This is a genomic window from Blastococcus sp. TML/C7B, from assembly GCF_016612845.1.
Classification (GTDB): domain Bacteria; phylum Actinomycetota; class Actinomycetes; order Mycobacteriales; family Geodermatophilaceae; genus Blastococcus.
The window spans coordinates 2,262,902-2,279,698 of the sequence record NZ_JAEOAA010000001.1 but is presented as its reverse complement, the minus strand read 5'-3'; the positions used below and the strand labels follow the sequence as shown (position 1 = coordinate 2,279,698).

The window sequence follows — 16,797 nt, the reverse complement described above, 5'->3', positions numbered from 1 at the left end:
CACCCCGGACACCGGGTCGGGCGCGTCGAGGCGCACCTCGTTCACCGGCGTCGGGAAGCCGACCGACTCGGCGTGGTCCACCGCGTACTCGTGCGGCAGGAAGGTGGCGATCGCCGACGTCTCCGACAGCCCGAACCCGTTGCCCACTGGCGGGCGTTCGGGAAGGCGTCGAGCAGTCGGTGGACCAGCTCCGGGGCGATCGGCGCCCCGCCGTAGCTGAGCGTCCGGATCGACGAGACGTCGGTGGTCGCGAAGTCGGGGTGCCGCAGCGCCAGCTCGAAGATCGTCGGCACCGCGGTGACCAGCGTGACCCGGTGCTCCTGGATCGCGGCCAGGAACGCCGCGGGCTGGAACTGCGGCATGACGACCGACTGCCCGCCCAGGCCCATCTGCGACATGAACTGCGAGCAGCAGCCGGTGACGTGGAACAGCGGCACCGAGATCAGCCCGACGTGCTCCGGCCCGCGGTCCAGCCGCCGGCAGCGGATGACGCTCTCCACCGTCGACAGGAAGTTCTCGTGGGTGAGCATCGCGCCCTTGGGGCGGCCGGTGGTGCCCGACGTGTAGAACAGCGCGGCGACGTCGCCGTGCTCGCGCCGCGGCACCTCACCCGGCTCGCCGTCGGGCAGCGGCTCCCCCGGCAGGACGACGAAGGACGCGCCGCAGTCGCCGAGGATGTACTCGACCTCCGGCTCGGCCAGCCGGGTGTTCATCGGGACGACGACCGCCCCGGCCAGGTGCCCGCCCCAGAAGGCCAGCGCCCAGTCCAGCCCGTTGCCCAGCCGGATCGCCACCCGGTCGCCGGGACGCACCCCGGCGTCGCGCAGGCCACCGGCGACCCGCAGCGCGCGGTCCCACAGCTCGCCGAAGGTGATCGACGGGCCGCCCAGCTCGACGACCGCCGTCCGCTCCGGATAGCGGCCGACCGTCGTCCGCAGCATGTCGACGACGGTCCGCTCCAGCCCGGTGTAGCGGCGGATCCCGTCCTCGCCGACCTCGATGCCGCTGGTGTCGAACGGTCCGTCGACCACGTGCTCCCCCAGTCCCGGCACCCGCTCGGTGCCCGCTCCCGGCATTCTGCGCCGGATGCCCGGTCCCGGTACTGCCGGGGCCGCTCGAGCTCGCCGCTGGGTGATGTCGGCCCCTCGGGGTGTACGCGGCGGCGCGACCGGGCAGGCTGGCGGGGTGAGCGACGCGAGCAGGAGCGGTTCGGGGTACGTCGAGGCCGACTACCAGCGGGACACGAAGTACATCGAGGACCGCATCACCGCCGACGGGCGGGACGGCTGGCCGGTCGAGGCCGGCCGCTACCGGCTGATCGCCGCGCGGGCCTGCCCCTGGGCCAACCGCACGATCATCGTGCGCCGGCTGCTCGGCCTGGAGCAGGCGATCTCGATGGGCCTGGCCGGGCCCATGCACGACGAGCGCAGCTGGACCTTCGACCTGGACCCTGGTGGCCGCGACCCGGTGCTCGGTTACGAGCGGCTGCAGGAGGCGTACTTCGCCCGCGACCCCGAGTACCCGAAGGGCATCACGGTGCCGGCCGTCGTCGACATCCCGACCAAAGCCGTCGTCACCAACAACTTCCCGCAGATCACCCTCGACTTCTCCACCGAGTGGACGCAGTTCCACCGCGACGGCGCCCCCGACCTCTACCCGGAGCACCTGCGCGACGAGATGGACGAGGTGATGCAGCGGATCTACACCGAGGTCAACAACGGGGTGTACCGCTGCGGCTTCTCCGGCTCCCAGCGCGCCTACGACAAGTCCTACGAGCGGCTGTTCACCGCGCTGGACTGGCTGGAGGAGCGGCTCACCGACCGCCGCTTCCTGATGGGCGACACCATCACCGAGGCCGACGTCCGGCTGTTCACCACCCTGGCCCGCTTCGACGCCGTCTACCACGGCCACTTCAAGTGCAACCGGCAGAAGCTGACCGAGTTCCGCGCGCTGTGGGGCTACGCCCGCGACCTGTTCCAGACCCCCGGGTTCGGCGACACGACGGACTTCCCGCAGATCAAGGAGCACTACTACGTCGTCCACGCCGACATCAACCCGACGCAGATCATCCCGGCCGGCCCGGACACCTCGGTCTGGCTGACGCCGCACGGCCGCGAGGAACTCGGCGGCTCCCCGTTCGGCGACGGCACGCCGCCCGGGCCGACGCCGGAGGGCGAGCGCGTGCCCGCCGACCACGGTCCCGGGGGCATCCCCCACCGCTGATCCGGAGGCGGCGCGGGCGCGGCGATACCCTGGAGGCACCTCCCCCGTCTCCCGAAGGGCCCGACCCGGTCCTCGCACAACCAGAGGAGCCCGCTCGTGCGGCCCGCTTTCTTCACGCTGTCCGCTGACCGGTTCGTCCCGCACGAGGATGCCCGCAGCTGGTGGACCCCCGGCATGCTGAGCGGCCCGCTGCTCGGTGGCCTGCTCGCCCGCGCCCTCGAGACCGCGCACGGCGCCCCGGAGTTCCAGTTCAGCCGGCTCACCGTCGACCTGTTCCGCAACGCCCCGTTCGAGCCGATCGAGATCACCACCGAGGTCATCCGCGAGGGCCGCCGCATCCGCGTGACCGAGGCGAAGGTGCACACGAGCAAGGGCGTGGTCGCCCGCGCCAGCGGCGTGCAGCTGCGCCGCGGCGAGCAGCCGCCCAGCCCCGTCCCGACCCGCACGCCGGTCTGGGACACGCCGAGCCCGGCGGGCCTGCCCGACGCCTACAACGACGTCGTCCCGGACGGCGACTTCTCCCGTCGCGGCATGTGGATCCGCGCCGACCGCCCCCTGGTGGCCGGCGAGGAGCTCTCCCCGTTCGTGCGCGTCGCGCTCGCAGCCGACGAGGGCAGCCCGGTCGCGCACCGCGGCGAGACCGAGCTCGAGTTCATCAACGCCGACTACACGCTCACCCTCAGCCGCGACCCGGTCGGTGAGTACGTCGGGCTGCAGGCCGGCGGCCACGTCAGCCAGGACGGCATCGCCGTCGGGCACGCCACCGTGCACGACGAGAAGGGGCCGATCGGCTTCAGCATGACCACCGCCGTCGCCAACGTCCGGACCGTCTGACGGTGGGGCGCCCCGCCTACTTCACGCCCGCCGCCGAGGGGCTCGTGCCGCACGAGAGCGCGCGCAGCTGGTGGGTGCCGGACATGATCCACGGCCGGCTGCTCGGCGGGCTGCTCGCCCGCGCGCTCCAGACCGAGCACGGGGCCCCGGAGTTCCAGTTCAGCCGGCTCACCGTCGACCTGTTCCGCAACGCCCCGTTCGAGCCGGTGCAGGTGACGACCGAGGTCGTCCGGCAGGGTCGGCGCATCCAGGTCACCGAGGCGCGGGTGCACACGAGCATCGGCGTCGTCGCCCGGGCCGGCGCCGTCCAGCTGCGCCGCGGCGAGCAGCCGCCCAGCCCCGTGCCGACCCGCACGCCGCCGTGGACCGCGCCCGATCCCGCGACGATGCCGCGCTCGGTCGCCGAGTTCGGTGACGACCCCACCCGCCGCCGCATGTGGGTCACCGAGAAGAGCCCGCTGGTGGACGGCGAGGTGCTCTCCCCGTTCGTGCGCGTGGCGCTGGCCGCCGACATGGCCAGCCCGCTGGCGCACCGCGGCGAGGCCGACATCGAGTTCATCAACGCCGACTACACCCTCACGCTCAGCCGCGATCCGGTCGGCACCTCGATCGGGCTGGAGTCCGGCGGCCACGCCAGCGACGACGGCGTCGCGGTCGGGCACTGCACGATGCACGACGTGGAAGGCCCGATCGGGTTCAGCATGGCGGTCGCCGTCGCCAACGTCCGGGCGGGCTGACCGCGCCGGCCCGACTGGCCCCCGCGGGGTGGGCTGCGTCACAGTGGGCCCCGACGGCGGGAGACCGACCGCGCTCCCGCCGGTGGACCAGGGGGAACCGGCATGTACGCACGCTCCACGACCTTCCACGGTGATCCGCACCGGATCGACGACGCGCTCGCCTACCTGCGGGACCGCGCGATGCCCGCACTCATGGGCATGGACGGCTTCGTCGGCCTCTCGATGCTCGCCGACCGCGGCTCGGGCCGGGTCATCATCACCAGCTCGTTCGAGGACCACGCGGCCCTGCAGCGCAGCGCCTCGGAGATGCGCGGCATCCGCGCCCGCACCGCCGACGTCCTGCAGAGCCCGCAGGCGCTCCAGGAGTGGCAGATCGCGCTGATGCACCGCGAGCGCAGCGCACCCGACGGCGCCCGCGCCCGCCTGACCTGGTGCCGCACCGACCCGGACCGGCTCGACCCGCTGCTGGACGCCTACGGCGAGAGCATCGTGCCGCGGCTGACCCAGCTGCCGGGGTTCTGCAGCGTCAGCGTCCTGGCCGACCCCGTGGAGGGTCGCAGCGTCACCGCGGTCACCTTCACCGACGACGACGCCCTGGAGCAGGCCACGGCCCGGCTCGCGCCGTTGCTGGCGGAGCTGGGCCGGCAGCACGCCGGCGAGGTCACCGACGAGGCCACCTTCGACCTCGTCCTCGCCCACCTGCGGGTGCCCGAGACCGTCTGACCCCCGCCCCCGTTGATCATCGTCATCCGGCTGCCCGCCACGCCGGGAGGGCCGACCGTTCGACGATGATCAACAGGGAGGCTGCCGCGGTCAGACCACCCGGGTGAGGGCGGGCCAGAGGCCGTCGGGGCCCTCGGCCAGCAGACCCTGGGCCAGCACCTTCGACCAGAGCAGCTCGCTGCCGGCCTCGTCGCGCCACGACCACAGCCGCTTGGTCAGGTGGTGCAGCCGGTGCTCCTGGGTGAAGCCGATCGCGCCGTGCACCTGGTGGGCCAGCCGCGCGACGACCTCGACCGCCGCACCCGCGCGCACCTTGGCCGCCGCGGCCGCCAGCCAGAAGTCGCCCTCGCCGTGGTGCAGGGACTGCACGGCGGCGTCGGTCAGCGCGGTCACCGCCGTCACCTCGCCGGCCATCTCGGCCAGCTCCATCTGGATCGCCTGGAACTTGGCCAGCGAGCGGCCGAACTGCTGCCGCTCCCCCGCGTACTGCACGGTCCACGCCAGCACCTGCTCCAGCGCCGCGGTCAGCTGCACCGCCCGGGCCAGCGCGTAGCCGGCCCGCAGCTCGCGCACCTGCGCGGCGTTCAGCGGTGCCGCCACGGCCGGGACGCCGTCCAGCGTGAATGTGCTGCGCGGCTCGCCGGCCAGGTTGACCGCGGCCGACGCCGCCAGCCCCGCCGTCGGCAGCAGCGCCAGGACGGCGCCGTCCGGGCCGGTGGCCAGCAGCGCCAGGTGCGCGGCCGTCGCACCCCACGGGACGTCGGCGACCGTGCCGGTGAGCGACCACGCGTCGCCGGCCGGGGTGGCCGCCACGTTCTCGGCGTGCCCGAAGGTGAGCGGCTCGTCGACCGGCGGCAGCGGCAGGCCGGCCGCGATGACCGCGGGGCCGGCCACCAGCAGCTGCTCGGCCACCGGCACCGCGCCCGCGCCGGCCGCCAGCGTGCGGACCACCGCCACCGCGTCGGCCAGCTCACCGCCCGAGCCGCCGGCGCTCTCCGGCAGCCCGACGCCGGTCAGCCCGGTCCCGGCCAGCGCCGTCCAGAGACCGGCGTCCCAGCGCCGCTCGGGCGTCGGGTCGAACGGCTCGTGCCGCCCCAGCAGCCCCTGGACGGTCTCGACCACCAGGTCCTGATCGCTCATCGCAGGCCCAATCCACGCGCCACGATCCCTCGCAGGATCTCGTTGGTGCCGCCCCGCAGCGTGAAGCCGGGCTGGTGCAGCTGCGCCTCGGCCAGCGCCCGCGCCAGCGGGTCGGGCGAGTCCAGCGACGGCAGCACGTCGACCACCCGCCGGACCTCGTCGATCACGTCGGCCTCGAACGTCGTCCCGACGTCCTTGACCAGCGCGGCCGGGATGTTGGGCAGCTCGCCGCGGTCCAGCGCCGCCGCGATCCGCAGCGACATCTGGCGCAGCGCCAGCACCCGGGCCGACAGCCGGCCCAGCGCCGCCAGCGCGGCCGGGTCCCCCGAGTCGACGACGCGACGTCCGAACTCGGCGACGAGGGGATAGGTCGACAGGAACCGCTCCGGGCCGGACCGCTCGAACGCCAGCTCCGCGGTCACCTGGTGCCAGCCGTCGCCCTCGGTGCCGAGCAGCATGTCGCCGGGGACGACGACGTCCTCGAAGACCACCTCGTTGAAGTGGTGGCCGCCGTCGAGGATGCGGATCGGGTTGACCGTGATGCCCGGCAGCGACAGGTCGACGAGCAGCTGCGACATCCCCGCGTGCCGGTTCGCGGTGTCCACGGGGGCGGTGCGCACGAGCACGATGCCGTAGTGCGAGGCATGCGCGTTCGACGTCCAGACCTTGGCGCCGTTGACCACCCAGTCGCCGTCGCCGTTGCGCACCGCCTTCGTGCGGATCGAGGCCAGGTCGGAGCCGGAATCGGGCTCGGACATGCCGATCACGAAGTAGCACTCGCCGCGGGCGATGCGCGGCAGGATCTCGCGCCGCTGCGCCTCGGTGCCGTAGCGCAGCAGGTTGGGGCCGGACTGCCGGTCGGCGATCCAGTGCGCCGCGACCGGTGCGCCGGCGGCCAGCAGCTCCTCGGTGACGGCGTAGCGCTCCATCGCCGTCCGCTCGTGGCCGCCGTACTGCTTCGGCCAGGTCATGCCCAGCCAGCCGCGGGCGCCCAGCTTGCGCGAGAACTCCGGGTCGACGCCGGAGAGCCAGGTGTCCACGTGCGTGGTGAACGTGCCGGCGGCGAGCTCCTCGGCGAGGAAGTCGCGCACCTCGCCGCGCACCTGCTCGGCGGCCTCCGACCGCGGGGCCGGCGCCAGTGTCAACGGGTTGGTCATGCGACTCCCAGCTCGAGCTGTCCGACGTGCGTCCTGCATCGGTTGTACAGGGCAGCCCGCGCCTGTGCGCGCCCGGCCGTGGTCGTCCTCCCTCGCCGTAGCGCGTCCTCCCTCGTGGTGTGCGCTGAGGGAGGACGCGCGACGATCAGGTCACCTGATCCCGGCGCGGGGGGCGGGTCAGACGCGGGTGAGGACCAGCAGCGCGATGTCGTCGGCGCGGTGCGGGCCGGTGAGCTCGCGCAGCAGGTGGTCGCAGAGCGCGCCGGGGTCCGACGTGCCGGCGGAGGACGCGGCGTGCAGCAGCGCCGCGAAGCCCTCGTCGATGTCGGCGGAGCGGCTCTCCACCAGGCCGTCGGTGAACAGCACCAGGGTGGCGCCCTCGGGCAGCACGCCGATCCACTCGTCGGCGATCGACGGCGGCGCGCCCAGCATCCGGCTCGGCGGCACGGGCAGGAACGACGCGCGCCCCCCGGTGATCAGCACCGGCGGCGGGTGGCCGGCCGAGGCGATCCGCAGCCGGCCGGTGGCGGAGTCCAGGGAGGCGAACAGCGCCGTCGCCATGCGCCGCAGCCCCAGCAGCGGCCAGCCGGCCTGCAGCCGCTCGACGACGGCGCCCGGCGCCGGGCCGTCGGCGAGCAGCGCCCGGTAGACGCTGCGCAGCTGGCCCATCGTGGCGGCGGCGGTGATGTCGTGGCCGACGACGTCGCCGACGGCCAGGCCGATCTCGTCCCCCGGCAGCCGGACGACGTCGTAGAAGTCCCCGCCGACGTCCACCCCGCGGGTGGCGGCCAGGTAGCGCACCGCGATGGACAGCCCCTCCAGCTCCGGGGGCGCCGGCGGCAGCAGGTTGCGCTGCAGCGCGTGCGAGGTGCGGACGGCGAGGTCGAAGCGCTGTGCCCGCGCCACGACGAGCCCGAGCTGCAGGGCCAGCTGCTCGGCCACCTCGACGTCGGCGACGGTGAACGGCCCGCGGCGGCGGTCGGTCGCGACGGTGAGGACGCCGAGCTGCCGCCCCTCCACGGTCAGCGGCACGGCCACGACGCCGGCGATGTCGAGTGCCCGCATCGCCGCGAGGTGCTCCTCGTCGACCGCGATCGAGCGCAGGAAGTCGTCGTCCACCGCGCGGATCCACTCGGTGCCGCCGCCGCGCAGCGCCCGCACGCTGGGGTGCGTCGCCGAGCGGCGCGGCAGGTGCCGGCTGCGCAGCTCCTCGACCAGGTGCGCGAGCCCGGGGTCGCGGTGCCGCACCGCGGGGCGGGTCAGCCCCTCGTCGGTCTCCAGGTCGATGACGCACAGGTCGGCCAGCCGGTCCACGACCAGCCCCGCGACCAGCTCGACGGTCTCGGCGACGTCGGCGGCCTCGGCGAGCAGGCGGGCCGCCTCCAGCAGGAAGGACGCGCGGGCGGCCTGCCGCGCCGTCTGCTCGTGCAGCCGCGCCCGCTCGAGGGCCTGCCCCGCCTGGCGGCCGATGGTCCACAGCAGGTTCACCGAGGCCGTCGCCAGCTCCGCGCCCTCCCCCGGCTCCACCAGGCTGATCAGGTCGCCGGCCACGTCGCCGCGGGCCAGCACGAGCACGCCGAGCCGGCGGCCGTCGGCGCTCACCGGCACGACGACCAGATCGGACAGCTGCGCGGCGGCCATCGCGGCTGCGAGCGCGGGCCGGTCGGCCCGCAGCTGGTCGGTGAGCGCGATCGTCCGCACGCCCCGTGCCAGCTCCACGGCCAGCCTGCTGCCCGCGGCCTCGCGCAGCTCCCGCAGCACGTCGTCCGGCACGCCGTCGGAGCGCACCGGCCGCAGGGCGGGCAGCGCCTCGGGGTCGTGCGGATCGGCCTCGACCAGCACCAGCGCCGCCCCGCGGGCCTGCAGCGCCTCGCGGCTGCGCTCGACGATCACCGCGGCGACGTCCTCCACCGAGACCGCGGCTGCGAGGTCCGAGACCACCATCTGCAGGGTCAGCGAGCGCCGCTCGGACTCCTCGGCGGCCTGCTGCGCGGCGAGCAGCTCGCGCTCGTACCTCCGGCGGGCGGTGGCCTCGAAGACCGTCGCGCGGATGAGCAGCGGAGCGCCGTCGTCGTCCCGGATCTCCACGGCGTTGGCCAGGCAGGACAGCGGCTGCCCGTCGACGCGCACCAGGTCCAGCGCGATCTCCCGGACCGCGCCCTGCATGCGCAGCAGCGGCACCAGGTGCGTCTCGTAGTAGACCCGCCCGCCCATGCTCAGCAGGTCCTGGAAGCGGACGCCGAGCACCTCGTCGGCCGAGCGCCCGATCCACTCGCAGAAGGTGCGGTTGACCTTGACGATCCGCCCGTCTGGCACCGTCGAGAGGTATCCCATCGGCGCGTTCTCGTAGAGGTCGGCCGGGTCGTCCTCCAGCAGCCGGTCCAGCCGGCCCACGTCGTCGGGGTCCGGTCCCCCGGCGCCCCTGAGCGTCGACACGCTCACCCCGGCAGGAAGGCCCGGATCGCGGCCGCCGTCTCCTCGGGCGCGCTCAGGTGCGGGCAGTGGCCGGTGGCGGCGAGCTGGGTGAACGTGCTGCCGGGGATGTGCTCGTGCACGTAGCGGCCGACCACCTCGGGGGCGATGACGTCCTGGCTGCACTGCAGCACCAGCGTCGGGACGTGCACGCTCGCGAGGTCGGCGCGGTTGTCCGACAGGAAGGTCACGCGGGCGAAGTGCCGGGTGATGTCGGGGTCGGTCCGGCAGAAGCTGTTGGTGAGCTCGGCGGCCATCTCCGGGTGGTCGGGCACGCCCATGATCACCGGGGCCATCTGCCGGGACCAGCCGAGGTGGTTGGCGTCCAGCGCCTCGAGCAGGCCGGCGATGTCGGTGCGGCTGAACCCGCCCACGTAGTCGCCGTCGTCGACGTACCGCGGGCTCGGGCCGATCATCACCAGCGCGCCGAACAGCTCCGGGGCCTCCTGCAGGGCCAGCACGCCGATCATCGCGCTCACGGAGTGCCCCACGAAGACCACGTCGCGGAGCTCCAGCTCGCGGCAGATCGCCACGACGTCGGCGGCGTACCCGCGCAGCGAGTTGTAGGTCGCGTGGTCGTAGGCCGACAGGTCGGAGTTGCCCGCGCCCACGTGGTCGAACAGCACGATGCGGTGATCGTCCTCGAACTCCGGGACGACGAAGCGCCACATCTCCTGGTCGCAGCCGAACCCGTGCGCGAACACCATCGGACGCCCGTCCGGTGTCCCGCCGAGACGCACGCAGTTGCGCTCCAGGACGTTCCCCACGCCCGAACCCTAGAGGAGGAGGGAGGTCGTGTCTGTGCCTCCCGGCGCCTCCGCCGGTGACCCCGGGTCAGCCTGCGGGGACGGAGGGACGCCCTCCTCCGGCGCGGCGAAGGCCGTGACCGGCGGGTTCCGGAAAGCCCTGTGCGCGCGGTCCCGGGCGGTCCTACTCTCGCCGCGTCGCACCCCGGAACCCCCGGGGTCCGGACCCGAGCCGCCAGCGAGGCCTCCGCATGACCGCCGCCCACGTCGGTACCGCCACCCCCGTCCTGCCGGTGCCGCGCGCGCCCGCCGACGACGCGCTCCCCGCACCGGACGCCGCAGCCCTCCCCGCGCCCGGCGGCCGCGCGGCGGGCTCCCCGCGGGTGCTCCACCGGCTGCTGCGCCGCGAGCTGCGGCTGCTGGCCGACCTGCTGTCGTGGGCGCCGCCGGACGAGCCCGCGCGCACCCGCGCCCTCACCGCGCACGTCGACCTGGTCTCCCGGCTGCTGCTCGCCCACCACCGGTTCGAGCGCGAGGCGCTGTGGCCGGAGCTGCTGACCGCCGTCCCCGCCGGCTCGGAACCCGGGCTGCGCGCCGCCGTCGCCACCTGGACGGTGCGGGCCGCCCGCATCGATTCCGCGGTGCGCGACCTCTCCACCGCGTCCCGCCAGTGGGCGGTCACCGGCAGCTGCGCCGCTCGCGACGCCCTGGCGCGGTCCTGCCGCCGGATCGCCGACGAGGTGGACGCGCACCTCGCCGAGGAGGAGCGCGTCCTCGTCCCGCTGCTCGAGGCGCACCTCGACCCGGCCCGCTGGGCGGCGGTCGCGGCGGTCGCCTCCTGCCGGCTGACCGGCCGCGAGCGGCGGCTCGTGCTCGGCCTCGCGCTCGAGGACTCCTGCGCCGCGGAGCGCGCCCGCCTGCTCGACGGGCTCCCCGCGCGGCGGCGCCTGGCGTGGCGGGTGGCGGGCGCCCGCCGCTACCGCGCCGCCGTCGTCCGCCTGCGGGGTGCGCCGCCCGCCGCTTAGCGCCGGGTCAGTAGCGCGACGTCCCGCAGTCGGTGCACCGCTTGCGGACGGCGCGGGTCTCGGTGCGGCAGTTCTCGCAGGTCCAGGTGGCGTCGTGCGCGGCGCCGTCGGGAGCGGTCCGGACGTCCGGCCGCTCGAGGGTGCTGGTGGTCATCGGGGTTCTCCTCCCTCGGGGACGCCTCCGACGCTAGGCAGCGACTGTGTCGCGCAGGTGACCGCGAGGTTGCCGCTTCCCCGGCACACCGATGAGTTGGGTCACCGGCCGTGGTCTCCTCTCCCGTGACCGCTTTCGTCCTGGTGCCCGGAGCGGGCGGCGCCGCCTCGTACTGGCAGCTCCTGGTCCCCGAGCTCGAGCGCCGGGGCCAACGCGCGCTGGCCGTCGGCCTGCCCGCCGCGGACCCCGCCGCCGGGCTGGCCGCCTACGCCGACACCGTCGTCGGCACGGTGCGGACGGCGCTCGGCGAGGAGCCCGACCCGGTCGTCCTCGTCGCGCAGTCGATGGGCGGGCTGACCGCGCCGCTGGCGTGCGACCGCCTGCCGGTCCGCCTGCTGGTGCTGCTCAACGCGATGGTGCCGTGCCCGGGCGAGACTTGGCGGTGAGTGGTGGGGGGCCACCGGTCACGCCGATCCCGGCGACCCGACCGAGGCGTTCTTCCACGACGTCCCGGCCGCCGTGGCCGCGAGGGTGCAGTCCGAGCCGTTCGCGCAGACCGGCCGCCCGTTCGAGGACCCCTGGCCGCTGGAGCACTGGCCCGACGTCCCCACCCGCGTGCTGGCCGGCCGGGACGACCGCTTCTTCCCGATCGGCTTCCAGCGCCGGGTCGCGCGGGACCGGCTGGGTCTGCCCGTCGACGAGGTGCCGGGCGGGCACCTGGTCGCGCTGAGCCGACCCGTGGAGCTGGCCGAGCGGCTCGTGGCCTACCTGGGCGACTGACCCCGCGCGCGCATAATGGGCGGCCGCCCCGCAGGACCCCTGGGACACCCTGCGCACCCCCGACCGAAAGCGGCACGACTTGTCGACAGCTCGAGCCGCGGACGCCCCCGACGCCGGGATCGCCGCGGAACAGCCCTACGTGACCGCGCTGTTCGACCGGCTCGACGAGGTGCGCGCGCGCAGCGTCGGCCGCCTCGAGGACGCGCTGGCGCTCGTGCCGCACAACCCGCAGGCGGTCGGCGAGCGCGAGGCCGCCGTCGAGCTGCACACCCACCGCATCGTCGCCCTCGACGCCGCCGAGCACGGCCTGGTCTTCGGCCGGCTGGACCGGCACGAGTCCGACACGCCCCGCTACATCGGGCGGATCGGGCTGTTCGCCGACGGCGCCGAGGAGCCGCTGCTGATCGACTGGCGGGCGCCCGCGGCGCGGCCGTTCTACACGGCGACCCCCCTGCACGACGAGGGCGTGCGCCGTCGCCGGCACATCCGCACCCGCGGCCGGACGGTGGTGAGCGTCGCCGACGAGACCCTCGACATCTCCGCGGCGGCGGCCGAGGGCGCGGCCACCGACCGCGGCGGGCTGGCCGGTGAGTCGGTGCTGCTCGCGGCGCTCAACGCCTCGCGCACCGGCCGGATGACCGACATCGTGCGCACGATCCAGGCCGAGCAGGACCGGATCATCCGCGCCGACGTGAAGGGCGTGCTGGTCGTGCAGGGCGGGCCGGGCACCGGCAAGACCGCCGTCGCGCTGCACCGCGCCGCCTACCTGCTCTACACGCACCGCGAGCGGCTGGCCCGCAGCGGGCTGCTCGTCGTCGGCCCCTCCCCCACGTTCCTGCGCTACATCGCCGACGTGCTGCCCTCGCTCGGCGAGACCGGTGTCGTGCTGGCCGACCTGGGCGGGCTGCGCCCCGGCCTGCAGGCGCACGCGCCGGAGGCCCCCGCGGTCGCCGAGCTCAAGGGCCGGCTGGTCATGGCCGACGTCGTCGCCGCCGCGGTGAAGCGGCGGCAGGCGGTGCTCGACCGGCCCGCCGAGCTGGTCATCGACGGCGTCCCCCTGCGGTTCACCAAGGCGGACGCTGCGAAGGTGCGCAGCCGCGCCCGCGCCGCCTCGCGGGTGCACAACGAGGCCCGCCCGGCCGCGGCCCGCACGGTGATCGAGCTGGTCGCCCGCAAGTACGCCGACAAGCTGGGCGAGAACGTGCTGGGCGGGGCGAACCTGCTGGACGCCGGCGACGTCGCCGCGCTGCGCCGCGAGGTCGCCGCCGAGCCGGCGGTGCACTCGTTGATCGACCGGCTGTGGCCGCGGCTCACCGCCGAGCGGGTGCTGCGCGACCTGTTCGCCTCGCGCGCCCAGCTCGACGCCGTCGCTCCCGCGCTGACCGCGGAGGAGCGCGCACTGCTGCACCGGGCGCCGTCGGCACCGTGGACGCCGGCCGACGTGCCGCTGCTCGAGGAGGTCGACGAGCTGCTCGGCATCGACGAGACCGCGCAGCGCCGGGCCGAGGAGCGCGACCGGCAGCGCCGGCTGCGCGACGCCCAGGAGACCCTGGACATGCTGCACGGCTCCCGCTCGCTGGACGCCGAGACCGAGGACGAGGCCGAGGAGCTGCTGGCCGGGGACCTGCTCGACGCCGCGGGGCTGGCCGACCGGCAGGAGGAGACCGACTACCGCAGCACCGCCGAGCGGGCGTCGGCGGACCGCACCTGGACCTACGGGCACATCATCGTGGACGAGGCGCAGGAGCTGTCGGCGATGGCCTGGCGGCTGCTGCTGCGCCGCTGCCCCACCCGCTCGATGACCGTGGTGGGCGACGTGGCCCAGACCAGCACCCTGGCCGGCGCGACCAGCTGGGCCGAGGTGCTCGACCCGCACCTGGGACGCACCTGGCAGCTGGCCGAGCTGACCGTCAACTACCGGACGCCCAGCGAGATCATGGACGTGGCCACCGAGGTGCTCGCCGCCACCGGTGCCGCGACCTCGGCCGCCACCTCGGTGCGCTCCACCGGGGTGCTGCCGTGGGCGCAGCAGGTGCCCGACGCCGAGCTCGCGGACGCCGTCGCCGAGGCCGCGCTGGAGTTCGACAAGGAGGAGGGCACCCTCGGGGTGCTCGTGCCGCACAGCCGGCTGGACGCCGTGCGCGCCGCGGTGGAGTCACGCCTGCCGGCCGACCCCGACCGGGCCGACGCGCCGGTCGTCCTCCCGCCCGAGGGCGCCAAGGGCCTGGAGTTCGACTCGGTGCTCGTGGTCGACCCGGCCGCCGTCGTCGCCGAGGGGGTGCGCGGCTGGAACGACCTCTACGTCGTCCTCACCCGCGCCACCCAGCGGCTCGGCGTCCTGCACCCGGACGAGCTGCCGGCCGAGCTCAGCGGGCTCGCACCGCGCTGACCGGCGGGCAGCTCAGGAGCCGCAGCCCCCGGCGCCGCAGGCGCAGCCGCCGCAACCGCCGCCGACCGGGGCGGGTGCCGGCTGGGCCGCGACCGCCCGCAGGTTGACGGCGCTGACCAGCACCGGCACGGCCAGGGCCGCGGTCATCAGCGCCGCGACGACGGTGGCGGCGTCCGAGGCGCGCGCCCAGTCCTGGGCGAGGCCGGTGACGACCAGCAGGCCGGTGACCAGCAGACCCCACACGAGCAGCACCTGACCGCCGCGCCGGGCGGCCCCGGTGCGGGTCAGCAGGGCGAGCGCGCCGCCGAGCAGCACCACCGGCACCGCGACCAGCAGCACGCGGGCCGCGGCCACCTCGGAGACCAGCGCGACCACCAGCGCCACGACGCCGGCTCCGGCCGCGACCGTGCCGAGCGTCCGGGCGCGGCCCGCGAGCTCGCCGTCCAACCCCGGGGCGGTGCGCAGCAGCACCCCGCCGCGCACGGCGAGGAAGAGCCCGAGCGCCCCGAGCAGCAGGCGGGAGCCGCCGTCGGACCACGCGGTGGACGCCACGGCGACGGCGATCATCGCGGCGCCGAGCGCGAGCCACTGCGGCCAGGCGCGGCGGGCGACCTCGGGGGTCGGTCGAGCGGTCAGGACGGTTCCAGCGTTCGCCACGCAGCCAGTGTCCCCCACCGCGGGGGGACGACGGCAGGCACCGGGGCCGTCCGCGTGCCACGCTGGGTCGTTGATCACCACCGATGAGCGGAGTCGCGGATGAGCGGACAGCGGTCCACGAGCGGTGCCCTGGGCGCCGCGGACGGCGACGGCCTGGAGAACCTGGCGCGCGTGGGCCTCCTCGCCTACGGCGTCGTGCACCTGCTGGTGGCCTGGCTGGCGCTCCAGCTGGCCTGGGGGTCCGGCGGCGAGTCGGCCGACCAGTCCGGCGCGCTGTCGACGGTCGCGGAGTCGCCGGTCGGCAAGCCGCTGCTCTGGATCATCGCGATCGGGCTGATCGCCCTCGCGGTCTGGCAGGCGCTGGAGGTGCTGCGCTGGCGCTCGGGCTGGTCGGCGTCCGGGGACGCGCGCAGCCGGGCGGTCAAGAAGTCGGTGAAGGCGGTCGCCAAGGCGGTCGTCTACGCCGCCCTGGCGGTGCTGGCGATCCGCTTCGCCACCGGCGGCGGCTCGTCGAGCTCCCAGCAGCAGCAGCAGGAGACGACGGCCGGGATCTTCGGCTGGCCGGGCGGGCGCTGGCTGGTCGGTGCCGCCGGGCTGGTGCTGCTCGGGGTGGCGGCCTACCACGTCTACAAGGGGGCCACGAAGCGCTTCCTCAAGGAGATCGACCTGGGGCAGGCGCCGGCGTCGGCGACCCGGCTGGTCACCCGGCTCGGCCAGGTCGGCTACCCCGCCAAGGGCGTCGCGTTCGGCGTCGTCGGCGGGCTGCTCGTCCACGCCGCGGTCACCTTCGACCCGGCCGACGCCAGCGGTCTGGACGGCGCGCTGCGGACCATCCTCGACGCGCCCTTCGGCCAGTTCCTGCTGACCCTGGTGGCGCTGGGCATCGCCGCGTTCGGCGCCTACCTCTTCGTCCGCGCCCGGTACCCCGAGCGCACCTGACGCGGGACGACGGGGTGCGCCGGTCGGCGCACCCCGTCGTCCGGGCGGATCAGGTGCGCGGGCCGCCCGCGGCGTAGATGACCTGCCCGCTGATGAAGCCGGTGCCCTCGCTCACGAAGAACGAGACGGTGTGCGCGATGTCCTCGGGGACGCCGGCGCGGGCGACCGGGATCGCCGCGGCGCGCTTGGCCACGTAGGGCTCCCACTCCTCGCCGATCCGCTCGGCGGTCGCCTTGGTCATGTCGCTGACGATGAAGCCCGGTGCGATGGCGTTGGCGGTGACGCCGAACTTGCCCAGCTCGATGGCGAGGGTCTTGGTGAAGCCCTGCAGGCCGGCCTTGGCGGTCGAGTAGTTGGCCTGACCGCGGTTGCCCAGCGCCGAGACGCTGGAGAGGTTGACGATCCGGCCCCACTTCGCCTCGATCATGTGCTTCTGGGTGGCGCGGGTCATGAGGAACGAGCCGCGCAGGTGCACGTTCATGACGACGTCCCAGTCGGCGTCGCTCATCTTGAACAGCAGGTTGTCGCGGGTGACACCGGCGTTGTTGACCAGCACGACCGGCGGGCCGAGCTCGGCGGCGACGCGGTCGACGGCCGCCTGGACCTGCTCGGCGTCGCTGACATCCGCGCCGACGGCCAGCGCCGTCCCGCCGGCGGACTCGATGGCGGCGACGGTGCCGGCGCAGTCCTCTGCCTTGAGGTCCAGGACGGCGACGGCGAAGCCGTCCTGCGCGAGGCGTTGGGCGGTGGCCGCCCCGATGCCGCGCGCCGCGCCGGTGACGATGGCGACCCTGCTCATTGCGTGCTCCCGTTCGTCGTCG

Annotated in this window: 14 protein-coding genes and 2 pseudogenes; 8 read left to right on the top strand and 8 right to left on the bottom strand. The window is 75.2% G+C overall.

Translation table 11 applies throughout. The features are described from left to right. Window positions 1-15 precede the first annotated feature (15 nt). Window positions 16-941, bottom strand: a pseudogene (locus tag JKP76_RS11080) (class I adenylate-forming enzyme family protein); the annotation flags it as partial. A gap of 244 nt (window positions 942-1,185) precedes the next feature. Between JKP76_RS11080 and JKP76_RS11075 the strand changes: the two are divergent. From JKP76_RS11075 to JKP76_RS11060, 4 genes are all read left to right on the top strand, one after another. Next, on the top strand, window positions 1,186-2,223 hold the full coding sequence (locus JKP76_RS11075) for a glutathione S-transferase C-terminal domain-containing protein (RefSeq protein ID WP_309229804.1): 1,038 nt from the start codon (window positions 1,186-1,188) through the stop codon (window positions 2,221-2,223). A 96-nt stretch (window positions 2,224-2,319) separates the two neighbouring features. Next, the gene (locus tag JKP76_RS11070) at window positions 2,320-3,057 is read left to right on the top strand and encodes an acyl-CoA thioesterase domain-containing protein (protein ID WP_200490868.1); all 738 of its coding nucleotides are present in this window, start codon (window positions 2,320-2,322) and stop codon (window positions 3,055-3,057) included. Window positions 3,058-3,059: 2 nt separating this feature from the next. After that, a complete protein-coding gene (locus tag JKP76_RS11065; protein WP_200490867.1) occupies window positions 3,060-3,794 on the top strand; it encodes an acyl-CoA thioesterase domain-containing protein in 735 nt (244 codons plus the stop codon). A gap of 102 nt (window positions 3,795-3,896) precedes the next feature. Beyond that, window positions 3,897-4,517, top strand: a complete 621-nt coding sequence (locus JKP76_RS11060) for a hypothetical protein (protein ID WP_200490866.1) — start codon at window positions 3,897-3,899, stop codon at window positions 4,515-4,517. Between the two features lie 90 nt (window positions 4,518-4,607). Here JKP76_RS11060 and JKP76_RS11055 read toward each other — a convergent pair whose 3' ends face one another. The 4 genes from JKP76_RS11055 to JKP76_RS11040 form a co-directional block, all read right to left on the bottom strand. Then, entirely contained in the window at window positions 4,608-5,657 is a 1,050-nt protein-coding gene (locus JKP76_RS11055) for an acyl-CoA dehydrogenase family protein (protein WP_200490865.1), read from the bottom strand. After that, window positions 5,654-6,814, bottom strand: a complete 1,161-nt coding sequence (locus JKP76_RS11050) for an acyl-CoA dehydrogenase family protein (RefSeq protein WP_200490864.1) — start codon at window positions 6,812-6,814, stop codon at window positions 5,654-5,656. The genes JKP76_RS11055 and JKP76_RS11050 overlap by 4 nt, the downstream gene beginning before the upstream one ends. A 177-nt stretch (window positions 6,815-6,991) precedes the next feature. Further along, window positions 6,992-9,250 carry a SpoIIE family protein phosphatase gene (locus tag JKP76_RS11045; RefSeq protein WP_309229805.1) on the bottom strand — a complete coding sequence of 753 codons (2,259 nt, stop codon included), beginning with the start codon at window positions 9,248-9,250 and terminating at the stop codon, window positions 6,992-6,994. A 2-nt stretch (window positions 9,251-9,252) separates the two neighbouring features. After that, complete coding sequence (locus JKP76_RS11040; RefSeq protein ID WP_309229806.1) at window positions 9,253-10,053, bottom strand: alpha/beta hydrolase; 801 nt, start codon at window positions 10,051-10,053, stop codon at window positions 9,253-9,255. Between the two features lie 230 nt (window positions 10,054-10,283). Between JKP76_RS11040 and JKP76_RS11035 the strand changes: the two genes are divergently transcribed. Next, window positions 10,284-11,057 carry a hemerythrin domain-containing protein gene (locus JKP76_RS11035; protein WP_200490863.1) on the top strand — a complete coding sequence of 258 codons (774 nt, stop codon included), beginning with the start codon at window positions 10,284-10,286 and terminating at the stop codon, window positions 11,055-11,057. A gap of 7 nt (window positions 11,058-11,064) precedes the next feature. Here JKP76_RS11035 and JKP76_RS11030 read toward each other — a convergent pair whose 3' ends face one another. Next, window positions 11,065-11,211, bottom strand: a complete 147-nt coding sequence (locus JKP76_RS11030; protein WP_200490862.1) for a hypothetical protein — start codon at window positions 11,209-11,211, stop codon at window positions 11,065-11,067. Window positions 11,212-11,321: 110 nt separating this feature from the next. Here JKP76_RS11030 and JKP76_RS24020 point away from each other — a divergent pair. Continuing rightward, window positions 11,322-11,991, top strand: a pseudogene (locus tag JKP76_RS24020) (alpha/beta fold hydrolase). Window positions 11,992-12,070: 79 nt separating this feature from the next. After that, window positions 12,071-14,380: an AAA family ATPase gene (locus tag JKP76_RS11015; RefSeq protein WP_207168217.1), complete on the top strand. Its 2,310-nt coding sequence runs from the start codon at window positions 12,071-12,073 to the stop codon at window positions 14,378-14,380. 12 nt (window positions 14,381-14,392) lie between these two features. Here the strand turns inward: JKP76_RS11015 and JKP76_RS11010 are convergent, their stop codons facing one another. Further along, complete coding sequence (locus JKP76_RS11010) at window positions 14,393-15,037, bottom strand: hypothetical protein (RefSeq protein ID WP_200490859.1); 645 nt, start codon at window positions 15,035-15,037, stop codon at window positions 14,393-14,395. Window positions 15,038-15,136: 99 nt separating this feature from the next. Here JKP76_RS11010 and JKP76_RS11005 point away from each other — a divergent pair, with 99 nt between their 5' ends. Continuing rightward, on the top strand, window positions 15,137-15,976 hold the full coding sequence (locus JKP76_RS11005) for a DUF1206 domain-containing protein (RefSeq protein WP_200490858.1): 840 nt from the start codon (window positions 15,137-15,139) through the stop codon (window positions 15,974-15,976). A gap of 49 nt (window positions 15,977-16,025) precedes the next feature. Here JKP76_RS11005 and fabG read toward each other — a convergent pair whose 3' ends face one another. Continuing rightward, window positions 16,026-16,775 (bottom strand): 3-oxoacyl-ACP reductase FabG, encoded by a 750-nt coding sequence (gene fabG, locus JKP76_RS11000; RefSeq protein ID WP_200490857.1) that lies wholly within the window; start codon window positions 16,773-16,775, stop codon window positions 16,026-16,028. Between the last annotated feature and the right edge of the window lie 22 nt (window positions 16,776-16,797).

Bases quoted from the DNA above. Each gene is read 5' to 3' on its own strand.
- JKP76_RS11060 (WP_200490866.1), top strand. From the start codon at position 3,897: ATGTACGCACGCTCCACGACCTTCCACGGTGATCCGCACCGGATCGAC.
- JKP76_RS11055 (WP_200490865.1), bottom strand. From the start codon at position 5,657: ATGAGCGATCAGGACCTGGTGGTCGAGACCGTCCAGGGGCTGCTGGGG.
- JKP76_RS11030 (WP_200490862.1), bottom strand. From the start codon at position 11,211: ATGACCACCAGCACCCTCGAGCGGCCGGACGTCCGGACCGCTCCCGAC.
- JKP76_RS11035 (WP_200490863.1), top strand. From the start codon at position 10,284: ATGACCGCCGCCCACGTCGGTACCGCCACCCCCGTCCTGCCGGTGCCG.
- JKP76_RS11005 (WP_200490858.1), top strand. From the start codon at position 15,137: ATGAGCGGACAGCGGTCCACGAGCGGTGCCCTGGGCGCCGCGGACGGC.
- JKP76_RS11050 (WP_200490864.1), bottom strand. From the start codon at position 6,814: ATGACCAACCCGTTGACACTGGCGCCGGCCCCGCGGTCGGAGGCCGCC.
- fabG (WP_200490857.1), bottom strand. From the start codon at position 16,775: ATGAGCAGGGTCGCCATCGTCACCGGCGCGGCGCGCGGCATCGGGGCG.